The sequence below is a fragment of the Stenotrophomonas maltophilia genome, from assembly GCF_013464485.1.
Classification (GTDB): domain Bacteria; phylum Pseudomonadota; class Gammaproteobacteria; order Xanthomonadales; family Xanthomonadaceae; genus Stenotrophomonas; species Stenotrophomonas maltophilia_AW.
In genome coordinates, this window is the sequence record NZ_RAUX01000034.1 from 1 (window position 1) to 21,255 (window position 21,255).

General features: G+C 63.8%; 22 protein-coding genes. 20 read left to right on the top strand and 2 right to left on the bottom strand.

Going from position 1 to position 21,255, the window contains the following annotated elements; all coding sequences use genetic code 11:
- Nucleotides 1-41: 41 nt before the first annotated feature.
- Together D7Y61_RS15620 and D7Y61_RS15625 are read right to left on the bottom strand one after the other, a co-directional pair.
- Nucleotides 42-467: an organic hydroperoxide resistance protein gene (locus D7Y61_RS15620; protein WP_004153735.1), complete on the bottom strand. Its 426-nt coding sequence runs from the start codon at nucleotides 465-467 to the stop codon at nucleotides 42-44.
- A gap of 111 nt (nucleotides 468-578) precedes the next feature.
- A complete protein-coding gene (locus D7Y61_RS15625; protein WP_180867578.1) occupies nucleotides 579-1,535 on the bottom strand; it encodes a cation diffusion facilitator family transporter in 957 nt (318 codons plus the stop codon).
- A 378-nt stretch (nucleotides 1,536-1,913) separates the two neighbouring features.
- Here D7Y61_RS15625 and D7Y61_RS15630 point away from each other — a divergent pair, with 378 nt between their 5' ends.
- The 20 genes from D7Y61_RS15630 (at nucleotide 1,914) to D7Y61_RS15725 (ending at nucleotide 21,184) form a co-directional block, all read left to right on the top strand.
- Nucleotides 1,914-2,426, top strand: coding sequence for a head-tail connector protein (locus D7Y61_RS15630; RefSeq protein ID WP_180867580.1), 513 nt, complete (start codon nucleotides 1,914-1,916; stop codon nucleotides 2,424-2,426).
- On the top strand, nucleotides 2,423-2,773 hold the full coding sequence (locus D7Y61_RS15635; protein WP_180867581.1) for a head-tail adaptor protein: 351 nt from the start codon (nucleotides 2,423-2,425) through the stop codon (nucleotides 2,771-2,773). Before D7Y61_RS15630 ends, D7Y61_RS15635 begins: the two co-directional genes overlap by 4 nt.
- A 14-nt stretch (nucleotides 2,774-2,787) precedes the next feature.
- Nucleotides 2,788-3,144, top strand: a complete 357-nt coding sequence (gene gp17, locus D7Y61_RS15640) for a tail completion protein gp17 (protein WP_180867583.1) — start codon at nucleotides 2,788-2,790, stop codon at nucleotides 3,142-3,144.
- Nucleotides 3,145-3,220: 76 nt separating this feature from the next.
- Nucleotides 3,221-3,880: a phage tail protein gene (locus D7Y61_RS15645; RefSeq protein ID WP_180867585.1), complete on the top strand. Its 660-nt coding sequence runs from the start codon at nucleotides 3,221-3,223 to the stop codon at nucleotides 3,878-3,880.
- Nucleotides 3,880-4,188: a phage tail assembly chaperone gene (locus tag D7Y61_RS15650; RefSeq protein ID WP_180867587.1), complete on the top strand. Its 309-nt coding sequence runs from the start codon at nucleotides 3,880-3,882 to the stop codon at nucleotides 4,186-4,188. Before D7Y61_RS15645 ends, D7Y61_RS15650 begins: the two co-directional genes overlap by 1 nt.
- Before the next feature lie 8 nt (nucleotides 4,189-4,196).
- Nucleotides 4,197-4,496, top strand: coding sequence for a DUF1799 domain-containing protein (locus tag D7Y61_RS15655; protein WP_180867589.1), 300 nt, complete (start codon nucleotides 4,197-4,199; stop codon nucleotides 4,494-4,496).
- Nucleotides 4,497-4,559: 63 nt separating this feature from the next.
- Nucleotides 4,560-7,199: a phage tail tape measure protein gene (locus D7Y61_RS15660; protein ID WP_180867591.1), complete on the top strand. Its 2,640-nt coding sequence runs from the start codon at nucleotides 4,560-4,562 to the stop codon at nucleotides 7,197-7,199.
- On the top strand, nucleotides 7,196-7,525 hold the full coding sequence (locus tag D7Y61_RS15665; RefSeq protein WP_180867592.1) for a phage tail protein: 330 nt from the start codon (nucleotides 7,196-7,198) through the stop codon (nucleotides 7,523-7,525). The genes D7Y61_RS15660 and D7Y61_RS15665 overlap by 4 nt, the downstream gene beginning before the upstream one ends.
- 39 nt (nucleotides 7,526-7,564) lie before the next feature.
- Nucleotides 7,565-8,716: a hypothetical protein gene (locus tag D7Y61_RS15670; protein WP_180867594.1), complete on the top strand. Its 1,152-nt coding sequence runs from the start codon at nucleotides 7,565-7,567 to the stop codon at nucleotides 8,714-8,716.
- Between the two features lie 75 nt (nucleotides 8,717-8,791).
- Nucleotides 8,792-9,901, top strand: a complete 1,110-nt coding sequence (locus D7Y61_RS15675; protein WP_180867595.1) for a hypothetical protein — start codon at nucleotides 8,792-8,794, stop codon at nucleotides 9,899-9,901.
- Between the two features lie 99 nt (nucleotides 9,902-10,000).
- Entirely contained in the window at nucleotides 10,001-11,137 is a 1,137-nt protein-coding gene (locus D7Y61_RS15680) for a hypothetical protein (protein ID WP_180867597.1), read from the top strand.
- Nucleotides 11,138-11,435: 298 nt separating this feature from the next.
- Nucleotides 11,436-12,542 carry a hypothetical protein gene (locus D7Y61_RS15685; protein ID WP_180867599.1) on the top strand — a complete coding sequence of 369 codons (1,107 nt, stop codon included), beginning with the start codon at nucleotides 11,436-11,438 and terminating at the stop codon, nucleotides 12,540-12,542.
- A gap of 1 nt (nucleotide 12,543) precedes the next feature.
- Nucleotides 12,544-12,984: a hypothetical protein gene (locus tag D7Y61_RS15690; protein WP_180867601.1), complete on the top strand. Its 441-nt coding sequence runs from the start codon at nucleotides 12,544-12,546 to the stop codon at nucleotides 12,982-12,984.
- Entirely contained in the window at nucleotides 12,981-13,676 is a 696-nt protein-coding gene (locus D7Y61_RS15695; protein WP_180867603.1) for a phage minor tail protein L, read from the top strand. The genes D7Y61_RS15690 and D7Y61_RS15695 overlap by 4 nt, the downstream gene beginning before the upstream one ends.
- A gap of 62 nt (nucleotides 13,677-13,738) precedes the next feature.
- Nucleotides 13,739-14,479 carry a C40 family peptidase gene (locus D7Y61_RS15700; protein WP_180867605.1) on the top strand — a complete coding sequence of 247 codons (741 nt, stop codon included), beginning with the start codon at nucleotides 13,739-13,741 and terminating at the stop codon, nucleotides 14,477-14,479.
- On the top strand, nucleotides 14,472-15,065 hold the full coding sequence (locus tag D7Y61_RS15705) for a tail assembly protein (protein ID WP_119007308.1): 594 nt from the start codon (nucleotides 14,472-14,474) through the stop codon (nucleotides 15,063-15,065). Before D7Y61_RS15700 ends, D7Y61_RS15705 begins: the two co-directional genes overlap by 8 nt.
- Nucleotides 15,066-15,157: 92 nt before the next feature.
- Nucleotides 15,158-18,550 (top strand): host specificity protein J, encoded by a 3,393-nt coding sequence (locus tag D7Y61_RS15710; RefSeq protein WP_345776243.1) that lies wholly within the window; start codon nucleotides 15,158-15,160, stop codon nucleotides 18,548-18,550.
- A complete protein-coding gene (locus D7Y61_RS15715) occupies nucleotides 18,550-18,828 on the top strand; it encodes a hypothetical protein (RefSeq protein ID WP_180867608.1) in 279 nt (92 codons plus the stop codon). The genes D7Y61_RS15710 and D7Y61_RS15715 overlap by 1 nt, the downstream gene beginning before the upstream one ends.
- A gap of 1 nt (nucleotide 18,829) precedes the next feature.
- Nucleotides 18,830-19,507, top strand: a complete 678-nt coding sequence (locus D7Y61_RS15720) for a hypothetical protein (protein ID WP_180867610.1) — start codon at nucleotides 18,830-18,832, stop codon at nucleotides 19,505-19,507.
- 222 nt (nucleotides 19,508-19,729) lie between these two features.
- The gene (locus D7Y61_RS15725; RefSeq protein ID WP_180867612.1) at nucleotides 19,730-21,184 is read left to right on the top strand and encodes a SulP family inorganic anion transporter; all 1,455 of its coding nucleotides are present in this window, start codon (nucleotides 19,730-19,732) and stop codon (nucleotides 21,182-21,184) included.
- Nucleotides 21,185-21,255: the final 71 nt, after the last annotated feature.

Genomic DNA, 21,255 nt, shown 5'->3' on the forward strand with positions numbered 1-21,255 from the left:
GGGGGGGGGGCCCCCCCCCCCCCCCCCCCCCCACCACCACATCAGGCAACGATCAGCGTCACGTCGATGTTGCCGCGGGTGGCATTCGAGTACGGGCAGACGATGTGCGCCTTCTGCACCAGTTCTTCCACCTGCTCGCGCGGCACGCCCGGCACGTTGATGGTCAACTCGGCTTCGATGCCGAAACCGGTCGGGATCTGGCCGATGCCGACCTTGCCGGTGACGGTGGTGTCGGCCGGCAGCGCGACCTTGGCCTGGCCGGCGACGAACTTCAGTGCGCCCAGGAAGCAGGCCGAGTAACCGGCTGCGAACAGCTGTTCAGGATTGGTGCCCGGGCCGCCGGCGCCGCCCAGCTCGCGCGGGGTCGACAGCTGGATGTCCAGCACGTTGTCGGAAGAGACGGAACGGCCTTCGCGGCCGCCGGTGGAGGTGGCCTGGGCGGTATACAGAACCTTTTCGATGGACATCGGGATGCTCCTGGTCGGTGGGTGGGTGTTGCGTTGGAGCCTACTTTGCCCGGTTTTTGCGTACGTTGGGTTGCAATGCGTACGAAAAACTTGATTGATCGTCCTGTGGGCCTAGATCGTCCACTCGCGGTCGGTGGTGAACATGATGGTCAGCCAACGGTCCGGCGAGGCTTCGCCCAGCGCATCGCCGATCTCATCACGCAGCTGGTCCCACTCCACCAGCGGCCGCGGCGGGTCGTCCTCGCGCACCACGAAGAACAGCTCGATCTGCTCGCCACGCCCCACCTGCGCCACATAGCTGCGGTGTTCGACGAAACCGTGCTTGGCGACGATGCCGCGCGCCACCGCATCCACGTGTGCCTGCAGCTCCGGCGGGGTCACCAGCAGGATGCCGGACAGCGCCCGGCGCACGGTGCCGAGCGGGGCGATCATTACCAGCACGCAGACGAAAGCAAGAATGGCCGGGTCGATATAGGGCCCGACCCAGGCCAACGACGTGCCCCGCACCAGCACACCGCCGAGGAAGGCCAGCAGGTAGCAGGCCGACATGCTGGCCGCGATCACCCAGTTCTTCGCATCCAGCGCGATGAATTCCGAACCGATGCGGCGGTTGGCGCGCAGAATGAACCACGCCAGCGCGCCTTCGCCCACGATCGACAACCCGGCAAAGGCGATGGCCGGGCCCAGCGCAATGTGGCGGCCCCCGGACATCAGTGCATCCACCGCATTGACCAGGGCATACAGTGCCGCACCGATCATCAGCGTGCCGCTGACCCCCAGCACGATCGGTTCCAGGTGCCAGAAGCCCATGGTGAAGCGTTGGTTGAGTCGCGACTGCAGCGCGTCGGTGCTGGTGGACAGCGCGATCAGCCGCGCGACCAGCAGCGACAGCCAGGTCATCACCACATCGATCAGGCCATAGATACCGTCGAAGATGATCAGCGACGAATTGGCCAGCAGGCCGAACACCACCGCCGCTGCCGCCAGCAGCAGCGAGCCCGCGATGGACAGGCGCAGCACGCCTTGCTCAGTGCGCGGATCAAAGAAACGTTCGGTGGTGGCAGGCATGCGGGAATCCAGCGGGGAGCGCACTGCGGCAACGGTGCCGCACCATTCTATCCAGCCCGTTGCATGTCTCCGTGACCACACCTGCGCAGGCCCCGGAAAAGTCACCAGACTGGTAACCGTTTGCGGATTGACGGGTGCACACCCGAAGCGTATCGTTTGTACCACGATGACATAGAAGCCTCCGGTGACCGCCGGGGGCTTTTTTGCGTTCACGGCCTGCAATGCCGTGTCATCCCCTTCGCGGCCCTGCCTTGTCTGGCAGGGCCGCTTCTGTTTCCGCCCCGACCCTGTCCTTTTCGCGCTCCCTGATGGGAGCGCGCGGCGTAGCCGCGTGCGCAGGGTCGGGGCACTTCACATCCATCAACGAAGGAGGATTCGATGCCCCTGCTGACCCTTGAGCAGTGTCGCGCGCACTGCCGTATCGACGGCGACTTTGACGACGCCATCCTGGGTGACCTGCTGGCCGCAGCCAGCGACGCAGCCGCGGCCTACCTGGGCCGCGAACTGTACGCCGACCAGGCCGCGCTGGATCAGGCGCTGGATCAATTGCCGCAGGACATGGCGGCGGCGGTGACCGGGCATGAAGCCGCGGTTGCCGCCGCCAATGCCGAGACCAACGCGGCCAAAGCCAAGGCCATGCGCGATGTGGCCGATCGTCGCTTGGCCGTGGCCACTGCGCGCAGCGCACGCCTGCTGCTGGGCATGCCGGCCAATGACAGCATCCGTGCCGCGGTGCGCCTGCTGCTGGGCCATCTGTACGCCCATCGCGAAGCGGTGGTCGTCTCCGCGCAGGCGCTTGATGCACCGGCGGGCACTGCTGCCATCGCAATGGAACTGCCGTTCGGCGTGGCCGCGCTGCTGGATCCGTACCGACCGACAGCAACGCCATGAACGCCGGCCACCTCAATCGCCGCGTCCGCGTCGAGCGCCAGGATGGTCGGCTCGATGCCTGGGGGCAGCCACTGGATGCGTGGCTGCCGGTGGCTGAACTGTGGGCTGCCATCACCGCCGATGCCACCGATGGCGTGCAGCGGCTGACGCTGGAAAGCCGCCTGCCGGTCACCATCCGCCGCCAGCGCTTCCATGTACGGCTGGCGGCCGCGAGGCAGGTCGGTATCCAGGTCGGCATGCGCATCGTGCATGACGGTCGCGTCTTCGACATTACCGGTGTTGCCCCCGACTTCAGCCGGCGCCAGACCACGGTGCTGTTCACCGAACAGTCTTCAGGCATGGCCTGAGCAAGGACACTGCGATGAGTTACGAAGTGAAGCTGTACTCGCTGCTGGGTCCTCTGCTGCAGGGCCGGCTGTATCCCGATGTCCCGCCGGAACCGGTCACCTATCCCTGCGCGATCTATCAGCAGGTGGGTGGACAGTCCGTATGGTTCAACGAAGGGTCCATTCCCGAACAGAAGCACGCCCGCGTGCAGCTGACCGTCTGGGCAGATACACGTGCCCAGGCCAACACCCTGATCCGGGAAATAGAGGATCAGGTATGCGGAGGTCTACCGAAGTCCGAATCGTTCGGAGCCGCCATTGCCGTACATGAGCCGGCAATCAGGAAGTATGGCGCACGACTCGAATTCGGGCTGTGGTACGCCAACCCGTAGTTTCACCGTTGCATGCAACACCCCAGACCCGGCGCTCGCCGGGTTTTTCATTTCAATCCACATGAGGAAATACACCATGGCACTCAAGCTTCCCAAGGGCACCCAGTTCGGCTTCGCACCGGTCGTCTCCACCGCCATCGCCACCAGCGCGATCTCCAAGGCCGCGCCGGCACTGGCCAGCGTCGCCGCCAACAGCGTCGATACCGGCGATGTGGTGGTCATCGAGCTGCCGGGTTGGCCGGCCCTGAACAACCGCGCCACCCGCGCTGGTGCTGAAGCCACCGGCAGCGTTGAACTGCTGGGCATCGACACCACCGACACCGTGCTGTTCCCGGGCAACAGTGGTGCTGGCGTACTGCGCAAGGCCGGCGCCTTCGTTGACCTGGACCAGCAGGGCGACCCGACCACCGCCGGCGGCGAGCAGCAGTACTGGAGCGGCACGCTGCTGGAAGACCCGACCGGTCGCCAGGTGCAGATGCCGACCTTCAAGAACGCCAAGACCATTACCCTGCCGCTGTTCTACGATCCCAAGAAGCCGTGGTACTCGGCACTGAAGAACGTTGATGCCAAGGGCGAGCCGGTGATCCTGCGCGCCAAGCTGGTCGGCGGCGACGTGCTGTACTGGTACGGCTACCTCAGCTACAACGGCGACCCGACCATGGCCGCCAACACCCCGATGGGCACCACCGCGACCTTCACCGCGTTGGCCGACTCCATCCTGGTGGAGGATGTCTGATGTTCCAGGTCAAAGCACCTGAGACCTTCAAGAGCACCCTGACCATTGCCGGCCATGGCCGCGAGCAGAAGCTCAACCTGACCTACCGTCACCTGCAACAGGCTGCGTATGCGGATCTGCTGCAGCGCCTGGCGGCTGGCGAAGTGACGCCCGCCCAGGCAATCCTGGACATCGTCTCTGAGTGGGATGCAGATGTAGCGCTGGATACGGCGGGTGTGGAGCTGGCGCTTCAGCAGCAGATCGGCCTGGACGGCGCCATCGTAGGTGGCTACGTGCAGGCCCTGCAGGTAGCGCGCAAGGGAAACTGATCGAGGCGGTGGGGGCACTGTACTGGCGTGCCCCCACCGAGGCCGAACTGAATCAGCTCGGCCTGAAGGCAAAGCACTTTCAGCCGCCAAAGGTCGAACTCTGGCCGGAATGTGCACTTCCCATCGACATCTTCTCGCGGGTCTCCACCCAGTGGCGCACTGGCGCCGGTGGCCCGACGGGTCTGGACTACAACGTGGTCTACCAGGAGCTTGAGCGTGAGGGGCTTACTGCCGAGAAGCACGCAGAAGTAATGGCAGGCATCCGCGTGATAGAGCGGGCTGCCCTCGACGAGATGCACAGTCAATGAGCCACTTGATGGCTCACACCGACCCCGCCAACCGGCGGGGTCACTTTTCCTGAGGAAACCCCTATGAGCGAGACACCGCTCGGTGTTGCGCGGGTGGATATCGAGGTCAACAGCAACCTCGGCGCCGCCACGCAGGCTGCCAAGCGCAGCCTGGCCGACATGACCGCCTCCGCACAGCAGCAGTATCAGCAACTGGACAGGGCTGAGCGCGCGCGCCTGCAGATGCTGCTGCAGCAAAGTGCGCAGGTGGACAGCATGCGGCTGGAGCAGGAGATGCTCAATGCCGTACTCAAGGCCAGCGCAGTACTGATCAACGAAATGGCCCGTCAGATGGCCAGCAATGAACGCGCCATCCGCGCAGCGCGGGATGAGCTGCGTGCCTATCGCAACGAAGCCGAAGCGGTGGCGAACACGACGGGCAGCGCGACGGCTGCGTTGGGCGGAAACCCAGGCGCCGGTGCGGGTGGCTCGACGTTCGCTGACCAGATCGGCAAAGCGACGGAGCTGAAGGGTGCCTATGACGATGCGGCCGAGGTTCTTACCGGGCTGGTCGGTCGTTTCCCCGCGCTGGCCAATCCCATGGCGGCGGCGGCAGCAGCACTGGCTGCCGCCGTGGGTGGGGTAGCCGTCGCCTGGAACTCCGCCAGTGACGAGGCAGCGACCTTCGAGCGATCGCTGCTGATCGTCGGCGATCGGCTCAGCGCCAATGTGCCTCAGCTGACCGGCTATGCGCAGGCCATGAGCAGAATTGACGGCATCACCATGAGTGAAGCCTCCGAAGCACTGAACCAGGTCGCCATGACAGGTCAGTTCGCCGGGGACGAACTGCGGATGGTCGCGCAGGCTGCACTGCAGTGGCAGGAAGCCGGTGTCAGCAGTGCGGAAGACGTCATCGCTTCGTTCGTCAAGATCAGGCAGGACCCGATTGCTGCGCTCAGGGAGCTGGAGCAGCAGACCGATGTCCTTACCGGCGCGCAGCAGAAGCAGATCCAATCACTGATCGCACAGGGAAACCAGGCCGACGCTTCGGCCCTGCTGATGCAGGCGTATGCGGGCAGGATCGGAGAGGTGGCACCTCGGGTCATCCAAAGCGCTACGTTGATGGAGAGCGCATGGCGCAGGGCGAAGATCGTCTTCTCCGACCTGTGGGACATGGTGAAGGAGCCATTCAGAGCAGACAGCGGCGACGATCTGCGCAAGAACATCGCAGATGCCGAAACCAACCTGCGCCGCTGGAGCAACACCACCCTGGGCGGAACCACAGGCTCAAGCTACAGCCTCGCCGAATATGCTCGTGCCAAGAAGGAGCTTGAAGAAGCCAGGGAAGCGCTGCACGCGGTACAGCGGAACATCAAGCCCATCCTGATCGAAGCGACGCTGCCTGTCAGCCGACCATCTGCAGCCCCGCCCTCGCGCGGGACACCCGTCGCCGCAATTGCACGTCTCCCTTCTGTGCCGGCCGAACCTACCTTGTTCGAGCGTATCCAGAAGCAGATCGACCAGAACGAGATCCAGTCGTTGGGGATCGACAAGAAGACCGCAAGCGCGCGCCTCCTTGAAGAAGCCACGATTGCGCTGACGAATGCGGAGGAGAGAGGCGACACGGCTGCCGCCATGCGCCTGAAAACGGCACGTGACAGCCTCGAGGTCAGCGATAAAGCGCTTGCGCAGAAGAAGGAAGAGATTGCAGCTGCCGCCCAACTCGAGAAGCTCAACAGATCCCTGGGAGACGCGGAAGAAGCGCGCCGCAGTGCGAATGAGCAGGAACTCCTGGGGTTCGGTCACGGTAAGGAAGCCACTGCACGGCTCACCCGCGTCAATGCCATCCAGCGTGAGTACGAACAGGCGATGAGGACACTGCGCAACAGCGGTGTTTCCGAGAACAGCCAGAGTTTCCGCGATCAGTCTGATGCGCTGCGCTCGAGCCGCGATCGCCGCTTGAATGATGAGCAGGACCATCAGGGGCGCCGGATGGAGAAGATGGGCGACTGGCGCAATGGGGCGCGCAGTGCCTTTGAGGACTACAACGAGTCCGCCGCCAATACGGCCGGCATGACCCAGGAACTCTTCAGCAAGGCATTCAAGGGCGCTGAAGATGCACTGACCAAGTTCGTTCTTACTGGCAAGCTGAACTTCAGCGACCTGGCCGATTCGATCATCGCAGACCTGGCTCGAATCGCAGCCCAGCAGGCGCTGATGGGCATCATCAACAGTGTGGTGGGCGCCTTCGCCGGAAGCATGGGTGGGGGTGCCAGCGCAGCCCCCTCGACGGGGTTCGCCGCCGGCTTCGGCAACAACACCGGCTGGCTGAGCAGCGGCAACATGACGCCTCATGCTCTGGGCGGCGTCTATGCCTCGCCCAGTCTCTCTGCCTATTCCGGCGGTGTCTACAACACCCCGCAACTGTTCGCCTTCGCAAAGGGCGCCGGCGTGTTTGGTGAGGCTGGCCCGGAGGCAATCATGCCGCTGCGGCGCGGACCGGACGGTCGCCTCGGGGTGGCTGCACATGGCGGCGGCGGTGGCGGTGGCGTGGGTGTGAGCATCCGCATCGACAACAACGGTGGCAAGGAAGTCACCACCAACGAAAGCATGCTGCAGCAGTTCGGCAACGAGATCGGCCAGTTTGTGGAACGCAAGTACCGCGAGCTGCAGAGTCGTGACCTGAAGGCAGGTGGTGTGCTCAGCAGGAGTGCCATGCAATGACCGATACATTCACCTGGCCGGCAACCAGCCAGAGCACCGGTACCACCACTGCCGCCGTGAAGCGCGCAAAGTTCGGTGATGGCTATGCGCAGGCCGTTGCCGATGGCCTGAATATCACCTCGCGCAGCTACCAGCTGCAGTTCGTCGGCAACCGCAGCACGATCAACGAGATCGTGGCCTTCCTGGATGGTCATGCCGGTCGCAGCTTCCTGTGGAAGGGGCCATTGGGGCAGGGACTGTACATGTGTGATTCCTACACCGACAGCCATCTCGGCGGCCAGGTATCAACCATCACCGCCACGTTCGAGCAGACCTTCCAGGCGTAGGCATGGGCATGGTTCTTGAACCATAAGGGAGCAGAAACAATGTCACGACAGATCATCGACCTCGATTCCGTTCAGCCAAGCGGAAAACGAGGTGAAACGCAGCGCCCGGCATTCACCAAGATCAACGAGAACTTCGCGGAAGTTTATGATGCGTTGGCGGATGTGGCGAAGATTCCAGAGACGGTGGGAAAGGCGATCACCGAGCGCATTCCGGGCAGGAACCTCCTCATCAACGGTGGCCTGCAGTTCTGGCAGCGCCGAACGTCCGGGCGTGTCGGCACCGGGTCAGGCACCTTGGGGGCGGAAACGTTCTTTGCCGACCGCTTCACGAACTCGGCCCTGGTCTGCAGTCAGGACGTACAGCGCATCGCTTACGAGGGCCAGAGTGGCTACCCGGAGGATACGCGGTCGATCCTGGTATGCACCGTGTCCGGTGCAACTGCCAGCAGTGGTGCCTGGATGGGGCAGAAGATCGAAGGGGTACGCAGCGCGAGCGGCGACATCACCATCTCAGTGTGGGCAAACAGCGATGCACCGGAGCGCAAGGTGGGCGTGCGCGTCATCCAGAATTTCGGTACGGGTGGTTCGCCTGCGCGCGAGGTGGTGATCGAGGCGGGCGTGCTCACTCTGGGTACTTCGGCCACGCACCAGAGCGTCACCGTCACGTTGCCAAGCACGCGCGGCAAGGTCATCGGTACCAATGGAAACGATCATCTCTATGTGGTGTTCGACATGTGTGGCACTGGCCAGGGGGGCGAGCTGGTGGCCCAGAACGGCTCGTTCGGCTTCACCCAGTTCCAGGTTGAATCCGGACGCTCAGCGACCCGCTTTGACTGGCGACCGCCAGGCATCGAGCTGGCACTGTGTCAGCGCTACTACGAGAAGAGCTACAACCTCGATGTACCCCCCAACACGCAGACCAATGAGGGGCGCGAGGCATTTTCGGCAAACTCGCCCGGAATCGCGCACTACCAGAGCGTTCGATTCCAGACGCCCAAGCGTGCGCATCCCTACGTGATGATCATTTCCGCGGACAACGTTCAGCAGAATGGACATATCGCGGAAGACAACATCTCGCGTGTCGTGTGCACGGTGAACTACGCGGCACCTGGCAACTATGAAGTCAGCTGGTCCAACAATCCGGGCCGTTGGGGAGGGTGGTGGCATTGGTGGGCTGAAGCCGAGCTGTGATGGCGCCCCAGGACTTTCAGGACGACCGCAATGACACGAAGAATCATCGACCTCGATTCCGTTCAACCGAACGGCATGCGGGGCGAAACCCAGCGCCCGGCGTTCACCAAGATCAACGACAACTTCGCCGAGGTCTATGGGGCGCTGGAGGGCGTGACCACGATCGGACAGCGTGTGGATTCACTGGAGCGCGCGCTTCAGACTGCAATTCCAGGCAGGAACCGCCTGATCAACGGCAACTCCGATTTCTGGCAGCGGGCCACCACCGGCACCACCCAGGGCGGCGAGATCTATGTGGCCGATCGTTGGACCGTCGCAGCGCTGGGCTGCACGCATACCGTAAACCGCGGGGCCAATCTGCCTGCCGGTGGCGCCGCACCGGAATCGCGGCGTTTCCTCAACAGCATTGTCTCAAAGACCAGTGCAGGTAGCAGCGCCTACGTCGCACAGAAGATCGAGAGCGTCGTGACGCTGTCCGACGGCGAAGTGACGGTTTCCGGCTTCGCCTACGGCCCGCCGGGGAAACGTATCGGTATTCGCCTGATCCAGCATTTTGGCACCGGTGGTTCGCCGTCCGCCTCAGTCAGTGTGGAGTTGGGAACCGTAGCGGTCACCGCCGCATCCTGGACCTACTTCCAGCTCAGTGCGCGATTGCCATCGGTGAAGGGAAAGACGCTGGGCAGCAACGCCGACAGCGATTTTCTGTGGCTGGTGGTGGATCTGTGCGCAGATGCCTATGGCGGCGTCATCTCCGGCCAGAACGGAGAGTTCGGCATCGCGATGCTGCAGCTGGAGCGCGGCAACCGCGCAACGGCATTCGACCTGCGTCCGCTGGCCCACGAGCTGCAGTTGTGCCAGCGCTACTACGAGAAGTCCTATGACAATGACGTCGTTCCGGGAACTCCGACCAACAGCGGTCGCTACAGCTGGGGCAACTCGGCCGCGAGCGGCGCAACCAGCTACATGTCGGTGCCATTCAAGACGCGAAAGCGGGCGACACCGGCGATTGTCATCAGGCCCAACAACAATGTGGTCGAACCTGGATACGTCAACCAGGATGACAGCAGCCGGACTCCCGCATCGGTGCCCACGATCGCGACGAATGTCTTCGAGGTTTCCTGGGGCAACGCACCGGGACGCTGGGGTGGCTGGTTCCACTGGACGGCGGATGCAGAGATCTACTGAGCGTCATCCGGTGTGCCACGTCACTCTCGGCCAGCGTGTCACGTGTCTGCAGAATTGCAGCATGGATTCAAGCTCTGCCGCTCCAGCAAGGGAATCCCAATGACCAGAAAGATAATCGACCTGGACACCGTCCAGCCCAACGGCAAGCGCGGCGAAACCCAGCGACCGGCATTCACCAAGATCAACGACAACTTCGCCGAGATCTATACGGGCCTCGACGACGCGCAATCGGCGCTCATGCACCTGGAGGGCCGCGTGGGCGGAAGAAACCGGCTCATCAATGGCGGGTTCCAGGTCTGGCAGCGTGGTACGTCGCTGTCATCCGGGACGGGCCCGCGCTACATCGGCGATCGCTGGCTGGTCAATGCCACTGGCACCAAGGTGGCTGCCACACGCGAGGACATACCCGCAGGTGGCGGCCAGGGAGGGCGACTGCTGGCTGGATCGCGCTACCTGCTTCGACTGGACGTCGAGAGCGCGCCCGCTGCCGGCAACATGGCGCTGGTCCAACAACGCATCGAAGACGTCCGGACCCTGGCCGGGCGCACCGTTACCATCAGCTTCAAGGCGCGGTCCTCGGTGGACGACTTCCGCATCGGTGTGGAACTGCAGCAGTCCTACGGAACGGGTGGGTCCACGGCGCGCGACAGCATCGGCGCCTCGGCCGTGCTCGATACCCTATGGCGATGGCACCAGGTCACCGTGGATGTCCCCGGTCTTGCCGGCAAGATGCTGGGTCCGGACAGCTACCTGCAACTGAGCTTCTGGCTGGACGCAGGTGCTGATTTCGGCCGGCGCGCGTTCGCCGCTGGGCAGAAGAGTGGCAGCGTGCAGCTGGCCGAAGTGCAGATCGAGGACGGCGACGCCGCGACCGACTTCGATCGCCGGCCCGAAGCACTGGAGCTGCTGCTGTGCCAGCGCTACTACGAGACGGTGGATGTGAACCGGATCATCGGCATCACCTACACCGCCAACGGCGACACGCGTGCGTGCATTCCGTTCAAGGTGCGCAAGCGGGTCGCACCCAGAATCTCCTCGCCATCCGTCGCGCTGAACCTGGTGGGCTTCGGCAATGCCGGCAACCTGATCAACTTCGACGGTGGAGCACCCAGCTGGCAGTCCACCGTCGACGCGGCGGTCATCGCCTCGATGCCGAACAACATGCAGCTCTCGGGTGCGGTGGTGGTGTGGTCGACCACGTCGCAGGTGCTGGTGCAGGCCGATGCGGAGCTCTGAACCATGACAACCGCTACAGACGTAATGCCACGCGTGGCCTGCTTCACAACCAATGCTTCATTGCGCCAAGGACACCACGTCATCCTGCTGCATGGCACCGGGCATCTCTTATCCGACGCCGGGAGCAACATCGCCGCAGGCAGCGCTCCGGGCATAGCGGCCTGCATCGGTCGCAGGGCCGAGTACATCAGAACCTGGCTCTACGTCGGAATCTGATTCACGGACAACTTCATATCGGCGAGTGGCGCCAAGCGCGGGATCGGCGCAGGTGTCTGCAGCCAAGGGAACAAGAATGGCAATGAAAATCATCGACCTCGATACCGTTCAAGCGAACGGCAAGCGGGGTGAAACGCAGCGCCCGGCATTCACCAAGATCAATGCGAACTTTGCAGAGGTCTATGACGGATTGGGTCATGTCGAATCCATGCTTGCTGGACTCGGCGGCAGGATGGCCGGACGCAACGCCCTGATCAATGGCGACTTCAGATTCTGGCAACGAGGCGCGAGCCGAACCGTAACTGCTCCGCTTGCAGTCTATGTGCCAGACAGATATCAGATCGTGTGTACGGGGGCGGGTCAGGTCAAAGTAAGCCGGCAGGCATTCGCCACCCCGGCATTCGGCGTGGCCAGCTACATGAACTGCGATGTATCCGGAGTGACGGCTGCCACCGAAGCCTTCTGCACACAGCCCGTGGAGGGCGTGCAGACGCTTTCTGGATCAACGGTCACGTTGAGCATGCAGGCATGGGCCGCATCACCCGGAAGGAAGATCGGTGTGCGCTTCATCCAGTCATTTGGAACCGGTGGGTCTCCGGATGTGACGATCTATGCAGGGGCCCAGGAGATTGGAACGGCCTCGTCGTTGCGCCAGTTCACCGCTGACCTGCCCAGCATCGAGGGGAAAGTGGTCGGGCCGAACAGCAAGCTCCACGTCATCGTGGACTTCTGCACGCCGGCGGCGTACAGCACGCAACTTGTCGCGCAATCAGGATCGTTCTCCCTCACCTGCATGCAGCTGGAACGGGGGGGCGTGCCAACTGGGTACGAGGCGCGCCCGGACACGATCGAGCTGGCGCTCTGCCAACGCTACTTTGAGAAGAGCTATCCCGCATCGGTCTCCCCAGGGACGGTTACCCGTCAAGGGCGGAGTTGTGCGGCGCAATCCACTGCTGTGAACGCGCTGAACTTCTTCTACCAGCAGTACCGCGTTCCCAAGCGTACCTCGGCGGCAGTGACGCTCTACTCGTCCGAATCCGGGGCGGCGGGGAAGATCACCCAGAACAACAACGTCGACATCAATGGCATCGTCGAGGACGCCTCACAGTCGGGATTCTCGCTCTACGGCAGCAACACCGGCGGCGCCTGGGGAATGTGGTGGCATTGGACATCGGATGCGGAGATCTGAGATGTATCAGCTGACACGTAACCCCGATATCGTCAGATGTACCGCGTCATCCACCTTCATACCGAAGGGGCACCGCACGTGGTTCAACTACGAGGCGTGGGTGGCATCGGGAAACACGGCGCTGCCCGTCGAATCCCTTCAGGAACTGGCCTCGGAAGAACGCCATCAGCTGCTGCGTTCCCTTGCACGTGAGTGGATGACGGCCCATGCACGCCGCCTCGGTCATGACAGCGTCGAGAGCTGTTGCAGCTACATCAGCAGTGCGGTCCCACGTTATGCACAGAACGCTCGCGCCATGATCGCCTGGCGCGATGCCGTCAGCGTCGCGCTGGATGATTTCGCCGCGGATTGGCCAGCAGACATGGCCACCTGGGGGGAGGTTCGCGCAGTACTTCCCGAGCCCCATACATTCGATTGGTCCAAACTGGAGCACACCCCATGATCACCGCCGATGCCCAGCAGCTTGAGCCGGGTGGCCGCATCACCGTCTATGAACTGGATGCCAGCAGTTTTGGCGCCGACAAACTGTTCTTCCACGCACACCTGCAGAGTGGTGTCATCTGGTGGCAGGGCCAGGAGTATGGCCCCTGGCCGATCGAGGCCAGCGGCTTCGAGCGCAGCAGCGACCAGCCGCCGAATCCACGGCTGCGCGTGAGCAACATCGATGGCCGCATCACCGCCATGTGCCTGCTGTTCGATGACCTGGTCGGTGCCCGCATCATCCGCCGGCAGACGCTTGCCAAGTATCTGGATGCCGCCAACTTCGAGGACGGCAATCCCCGCGCGGACCCCGCCGAGCATTTCCCCGACGAAGTCTGGTTCATTGAACGCAAGATCGGCGAGGACAAGCAGATGGTCGAGTTCGAGCTGACCACCGCGATTGATCTCAATGGCCAGCAGTTGCCGGGCAGGCAGATCATCGCCGGCATGTGTGGCTGGCTGGTACGTGGCGGCTATCGTGGCGCGTACTGCGGCTACAACGGCCCAGCGGTGGCCGACAGCGATGACGTCGCCACTGACGACCCGGCACGTGATCAATGCGGGGGCCGGGTGCGCAGCTGCAAGCTGCGCTTCGGCCAGGACAAGCCGTTGCCCTATGGCGGCTTCCCCGCCGCGGGCCTGCTGCGCTCCTGATCGGCCCCTTCCCGATTCCACTTCCCAGGCCCGCCCGCGCGGGCCTTTTTCATGGGTGAAACATGCAACCGACAACCCTGCAGGCCATCCAGGCGCACGCCGTGGCCGAGTACCCGCGCGAATGCTGCGGGCTGATCGTGGCCGTTGAAGGCCACGAACGCTATCTTCCCTGCCGCAATATGGCCGCCACGCCCAGCGAGCATTTCCGCCTGCCGGCTGAGGACTATGCCGTGGCCGAGGACACGGGCGAGGTGCTGGCCGTGGTGCACAGCCACCCCGATGCTGCCGCAACGCCTTCAGATGCCGACCGGGTCATGTGCGAGCGCAGCGGGCTGACCTGGCACATCGTCAGCGTCGGCCAGGTCGCCGGCGAGGCGCCGCTGTGCGGTGATCTGCAGACGCTGCATCCCTCTGGCTACGCGGCACCGCTGGTTGGCCGCCAGTTCGCCCACGGCGTACTTGACTGCTACAGCCTGGTCCGCGATTTCCACGCACGCGAACTGGGCATCCAGCTCAACGAGTACGCGCGAGAAGACGACTGGTGGAGTCACGGCCAGGACCTGTACAGCCTTGAACGGCTGCACGCGGAGGGCTTCGACCTGATCGAGGGTGAACCGCAGCGCGGCGACATGATCCTGATGCAGATCCGCTCGCCGGTCACCAACCACGCAGGCGTCTATCTCGGCGACGGGCAGATGCTGCATCACCTGCATGGCCGCCTGTCTGAGACCGTGCCCTACGGCGGCATGTGGGCCGAGCGCACCCGTTGCATTGTCCGCCATCGCGAGGTGCACCATGACTGACCGTCTTCGTACCATCCGCCTGTACGGCAAGCTCGGCGCCCGCTTTGGGCGCAGGTTCCGGCTGGCGGTGAACAGCCCGGCCGAGGCCGTGCATGCGCTGTGCACGATGCTGCCTGGCTTCCAGCAGTACCTGATGGGCGCAAAGGCCAAGGGCATGGAATTTGCGGTGTTCAACGGCCGGCAGAACCTGTCCAGGGATCAGCTACACGACCCGCCGGGACAGGATGACATCCGTATTGCGCCGGTGATGGTGGGGAGCAAGCGGGGCGGCGTACTGCAAACCATCATTGGCATCGTGCTGATCGTTGTGGGGAGCTACACATCTTGGGCTGGCGGAGCTGCACTGGTATCAACCGGCGTCAGCATGGTGGTCGGCGGGATCACCCAGATGCTCTCCCCCCAGCCAAAAGGCCTGGGCGCCAAAGACACACCCGAGAACGCTCCCAGCTACAGCATGAACGGCACCGTCAACACGCAGGCGCAAGGCAACCCCGTACCGGTCGCCTATGGCGGCCATGACAGCAAGGGCATGTTCATCGGCTCGGCCGTGATCAGCGGCGGCATTCTGGCGGAGGACCAGTTTTGAATCAGACTACTCATCCCACGCCGCGCACGCACGGTGCAGCCCCGCCAGTACTGGTGGGTGCCAAGAAAGGCGCGAGCAACGCTCGAACCCCGGTGGAAACCGCCGACAGCCTGCACTCGATGGCGGTGGCCCGCATCATCGACCTCGCCAGCGAAGGCGAGATCCGTGGCCTGGTTGCCGGCAAGCAGTCGATCTACCTGGACCAGGTGCCTATCGAGAATCCGGACGGCACGCTGAACTTCTCAGGCGTGGACGTGCAGACGCGTTCCGGCACCCAGGACCAGGAGCACATCAGCGGCTTCCCCTCCATCGAGAACGAAGTCGGCGTCAATGTCGAGCTGCGCAGCGATGCGCCGGTGGTGCGCACCGTATCGGGTGCCGACCTGTCGGCGGTACGCATCCGCTTCGCGGTGCCCGCGCTGCAGAAGACCAACACCGAGAACGGTGACACTGAAGGCTACCGGATCATGTATGCGGTGGATCTGTCCACCGACGGCGGCCCGTTCAGCACGGTGCTGACCGATGCCTTCAGTGGCAAGACCACCACCCAGTACGAGCGCAGCCGCCGCATCGATCTGCCTGCCGGCAACCAGTGGCAGGTGCGCATCCGCCGTCTGACCGCCAACGCCAACAGCAGCACCATCGCCGATACCATCAACGTGCTGTCGATGACCGAGATCATCGATGCCAAGCTGCGCTATCCGAACTGCGCGCTGGCGGCGGTGCAGGTCGATGCCAGCCAGTTCCAGAACATTCCCACCCGATCCTACCAGCTGTGGGGACGCATCGTGCGCATCCCCTCCAACTACGATCCGCTCAGCCGTCTCTACAGCGGCGTGTGGGACGGCACCTTCAAGAGCGGGTGGACGAACAATCCGGCCTGGGTGTTCTTCGACATCGTCACCAACGATCGCTTCGGCCTGGGCCATCGTGTTCCGCTGGACTGGGTGGACAAGTGGCGGCTGTACCAGATCGCGCGTTACTGCGATGAACTCGTCAGCGATGGTCAGGGCGGCAAGGAACCGCGCTTCACCTGCAGCCTGTACCTGCAGACCCGCGCCGAGGCCTATCGCGTGCTGCAGGACATCGCCACCATGTTCCGCGGCATCAGCTTCTATGCGGCGGGGCAGGTGATGGCCTCGGCCGACATGCCCAAGGACCCGGTGCTGACCTATAGCCAGGCCAACGTCATCGAAGGGCGCTTCCACTATGCCGGCAGCAGCCGCACCGCGAGGCACACGGTGGCGCTGGTGTCGTGGATCGATCCGGATGACTTCGGCCGGCAGAAGGTCGAGGTGGTACAACACCTGCCCGGCGTGGCCCGCTACGGTATCAACCAGACCGAAGTGACGGCGGTGGGTTGCCATTCGCGTTCGCAGGCGCAGCGCGTGGGCAACCACATCCTGCATACCGAGATGCTGGAAACCGAGACCATCAGCTTCTCGGTGGGCCTGGACGCGCTGGGCTGCATGCCTGGCGACGTGATCCAGGTGGCCGACCCGAACCGCGCTGGCCGCCGCAATGCGGGTCGCATCCGTAGTGCGGGTACGCGCAGCCTGGTGCTGGATCGCGTGCCGGAGCAGGTCGCTGCCGGCGATACCCTGCGCGCCACCCTGCCCAGCGGGCAGACCGAAGCACGCACGGTGCAGTCGGTGGACGGCGAGACGGTGACCGTCACCGCGCCGTGGTCGGCAGTACCGGTGGCGCAGTCGGTCTGGGCGCTGGAATCGCCGGAGCTGGCCCTGCAGCACTATCGCGTGCTGTCGATCAGCGAAGGCGAAGAGTTGACCTACCAGATCACGGCACTCAAGCATGTTCCGGGCAAGTACGCCGCCATCGACGATGGCACGCGCCTGGAGCAGCCGCCGATCAGCATCATTCCGCCCAGCGTGCAGCCACCACCTGCGAACGTGCGGATGGCCTCGCATGTGGTCGTGGACCAGGGCATCGCCACCTCCGTGCTCACCATCGAGTGGGATGCGGCGGACAAGGCGATCGGCTACGACGTGGAATGGCGCCGTGGTGATCTCAACTGGGTCCGCGCCGGTCGCGTCGGGACGCAGAGCCTGGAAGTGCGGGGCGTCTACGCGGGCGAGTATCTGGCACGCGTACGTGCGGTCAATGCGCTGGGCGCGGTGTCGCAGCCGACGCTCAGTGCTCTCACCAGCATTGAAGGGAAGACGACGCCGCCTCCTGCGCTGGCATCGTTGACCAGCATCGCTCGCCCCTTTGGAATCGCACTGTCCTGGGGTTTCCCCGAAGGTGCAACCGATACCGAACGGACCGAGCTCTGGTACAGCGCCGGCCCCAACCGCGAGAGCGCGATCAAGCTGGGCGACTTCGCCTATCCGCAGGCCCAGCATCAGATGAACGGTCTGGCCGCTGGCGCGCGCTTCTGGTTCTGGGGCCGGCTGGTCGACCGGAGTGGAAACATCGGCCCGTGGTACCCGGCGCAAGCCGGGGTGATGGGGGAATCGAGCAGCAACCCGGGCGACTACGACGCCTACTTTGCCGGCCGCATCAACGAGAGCGCGTTGGGCCAGCAACTTAGGGGCAAGATCGAGCGCGTCACCGAGGTGCTGCCGCTGGTCTGGGATGCCGAGGCAATCTACACCCCCGGCCAGACCGTCATCCATGATGGTCGGATCTGGAGCTGGCAGGGCACTGCCGCAGGCAATGAAACGCCGCCAGGCAGCCACTGGAAGAACATCGGCGATGCCATCGCCGAGGCGGGTGCCATCGTCGGCCGTGTCGATCAGCTTGAACTGGACGTCACTGACGTTGATGGCAAGGTAGCCGCGCAGGGGCAGAAGGTCGATGGCCTGTTCGCCCAGGTCAGCGATCACACCGCCGGTGAAGAGGACTACAACGTCGGCGAGAACGATGTCAGTGCCGGCGCCATCACCGTCTACAGCGTGATGGCCGAGAAAGACGCGGCACTGGCCAGGCGTGTGGATACGGTCGAAGCATCCATCGAGGGTGTTCCGGGCAAGATCGAAGGCGTCAGCGCGGCGGTCCAGCAGGTCTCGCAAGCGGTGGTCAACCTGGATGGCAAGGTCAGCGCGACCTATACGGTCAAGGCCCAGATCACCAGCGCTGGGCAGATCTATATGGCCGGCATGGGGCTGGGTGTCGAGCAGCAGCCTGACGGCAGCTACCAGAGCCAGATCCTGATGCAGGCCGATCGCTTCGCTCTGATCAACGAAAGAAACGGACAGATCACTACGCCTTTCGTGGTGGAGAACGGTCAGACCTTCATCAGTCAGGCATTGATCGGAAACGGCAGGATCCAGAACGCAATGATTGGCGATTTCATCCAATCCAATGCGCTGGGTGCGAGAGGACAGCCACGCTGGCGATTGGACAAGAGCGGCGCAATGACCATGACCGGACCGGACAACGGTGGATACCTGACCATCGTCAACAACGTGATTCAAGTATTTGATGCAGCAGGAACTCTGCGCGTGCAGATGGGGGTGTGGTGATGCCAGTGGGAATCCAAGTATTCAACGCTGATGGTAGTTTGGGCTATGACCCTCAGGGCCGGCTGTTCCGCGTGCTGGCAAGTATCCAGTACAGCACGGTCGACGGCAGCGCACCGTTCTCCCGGCAACCGGAAGATACCGATCTTACGGCGGTCGCACGTGGCAGGTATGCCCCGGACTTCTCCATTGATGTGGTCTCCGGCACCATCAGCTGGCGCCACGTCAAGGTTCCCGCCAAGGATCGCAGTCCCGGCATTGTCGAAATATGGGCGCGCTGACATGACTGCAGGAATCAAGATCATCAATGACTGGGGCACCGTGCTGATCGACGATGCCTTTCCGACACTTGCGATGCTGGCTCAAGGCACCACCACCCTGGATGGCGAGGGGAGCAGGTACATCGGCAACCATGCTGGCACCGTGGCTGTGCGTTCGACTTCGGTGGTTGGAAGCCAGTACTACAACCAGATCGACGGATACGCGAAAGGGTTTTACCTGTTCGGTCCGCCTGGCGCAGTGGTGCAGTGGTATGTATATGCGCCCCCACAGGAACCGCCGAGCAACTTTGGGCTGATCATCCGCGATGGTGCTGGCCGACTCATGTTCGATGCAGGCAGGAAGGCTGCGCGGGTGTCCGGCCTTCGTTCTGCATCAACACGGCCTGGCTGGCAGGGCAGTGCTCAATTTGATCCAGGGCGTGCGTGGGCAGTGATGCCTCTGGTTGATGCATTCGATTCAGCGAACACGTTCCGGCGATGGGGCGATCCACAGGAGTATCTGCAGTACGAGGACGTAAGTGTATCTGGAGGGGCGGTGAACGGTGGCACGATCACCTTCGGCATGACGCCCACGGTTCGTCGTACCTACGGTCCCTACTACGGACAGCCTCTACCGACCAGTTACACCTATACCGCGAACAATGCAGCCATCGCGGTGCTTGACGTAACCGGCTACTAGCCCGGCCAACGCTTCGGCTCGGAAGCACCTGCGCGGCGGCCATTTGAGCCGCCGCGCTGCTTCCCGTAGACTGCGCCCTTCCCACGTACCCATACCCGCCTGCAGTGATCACGCCACCCTGACCCTTGCCGCACATCGGCAGTCGGCCCGCCCGGCTCAGGAACCCGTGTCTTTCCACTGCAGCGCCATGCGGCTACGCCCGCATGCGCGCGGAGTATTCCCATGCAAACGTCCTATCCCCTGCGCCTGCAATGGCTCGGCAACATCCGTGGCGACCTGCTGTCCGGCATGGTCGTTGCCCTGGCCCTGATTCCCGAGGCCATCGCCTTCTCGCTCATCGCAGGCGTCGACCCCAAGGTCGGCCTGTATGCCGCGTTCTCCATTGCGGTGATCACCGCCATCGCGGGTGGCCGCCCCGGCATGATCTCCGCCGCCACCGGCGCAATGGCACTGGTGATGGTCGATCTGGTCAAGGACCACGGCCTGCAGTACCTGTTCGCGGCCAGCATCCTGGCTGGCCTGCTGCAGGTGCTGGCTGGCATGTTCAAGCTCGGCTCGCTGATGCGCTTCGTTTCGCGCTCGGTCATCACCGGCTTCGTCAACGCCTTGGCGATCCTGATCTTCCTGGCGCAGATGCCCGAGCTGATCGGCCGAGGTCCCACGGTGTATGTGCTGTGCGCTGCCGCGCTGGCGATCATCTATCTGCTACCGCGCTTCACCCGCGCCGTACCCTCACCGCTGGTCGCGATCGTGGTGCTCACCGCCGTGGTGATCGGCTTCGGCATCGACGTGCGCAGCGTCGGCGACATGGGCCAGCTGCCCGACAGCCTGCCGCACTTCCTCATTCCTGATGTGCCGCTCACCTGGGACACCCTGCGCATCCTGCTGCCGGTGTCGGCCACGCTGGCGGTGGTCGGCCTGCTCGAATCGATGATGACCCTGCAGATCGTCGAGGACATCACCGAGACGCCCAGCGAGCGCAACCGCGAATGCGTCGGCCAGGGCGTGGCGAATACGGTCACCGGCTTCCTCGGCGGCATGGCGGGCTGCGCGATGATCGGCCAGTCGGTGATCAACGTGACCTCCGGTGGCCGCGGCCGCCTGTCCTGCCTGGTGGCCGGCGTGCTCCTGCTGGTGCTGGTGGTGTACGGCAGTGACCTGGTGCGGCAGATCCCGATGGCTGCACTGGTGGCGGTGATGATCATGGTCAGCATCGGCACCTTCAGCTGGCGCTCGCTGCGCGACCTGCGCACCCATCCGCGCAGCTCGTCGGCCGTCATGCTGCTGACCGTTGTAGTGACTGTGGCCACCCACGACCTGGCCAAGGGCGTGCTCAGCGGTGTGCTGCTGTCGGCCCTGTTCTTCGCCCGCAAGGTCGGCCGCATGCTGGACGTGCAGCGCGAGGATGAGGGTGATACACAGGTCTACCGCGTGCGGGGACAGGTGTTCTTTGCCTCGGCGGGACAACTGGGTGCGGCCTTCGACTACCAGCACGTGGCACCGAAGGTGCAGATTGATCTGCGCGATGCCCATCTATGGGATCTGACCGCCGTGGCCGCGCTGGAGCGTGCGCAGGAAAAACTGGCCGCGCATGGCGCCGAGGTAACGGTGGTGGGGCTCAATGCCGCCAGCCGGACGCTGATCGAGCAGGTGGGTGGGCGCGGCGGCGGACACTGAGTCCGCACTCATCAATCGCCGCCATCTGCGCTGGAACATGGGTCCATAAGCGCTTCGGCAGGGAGCACCGG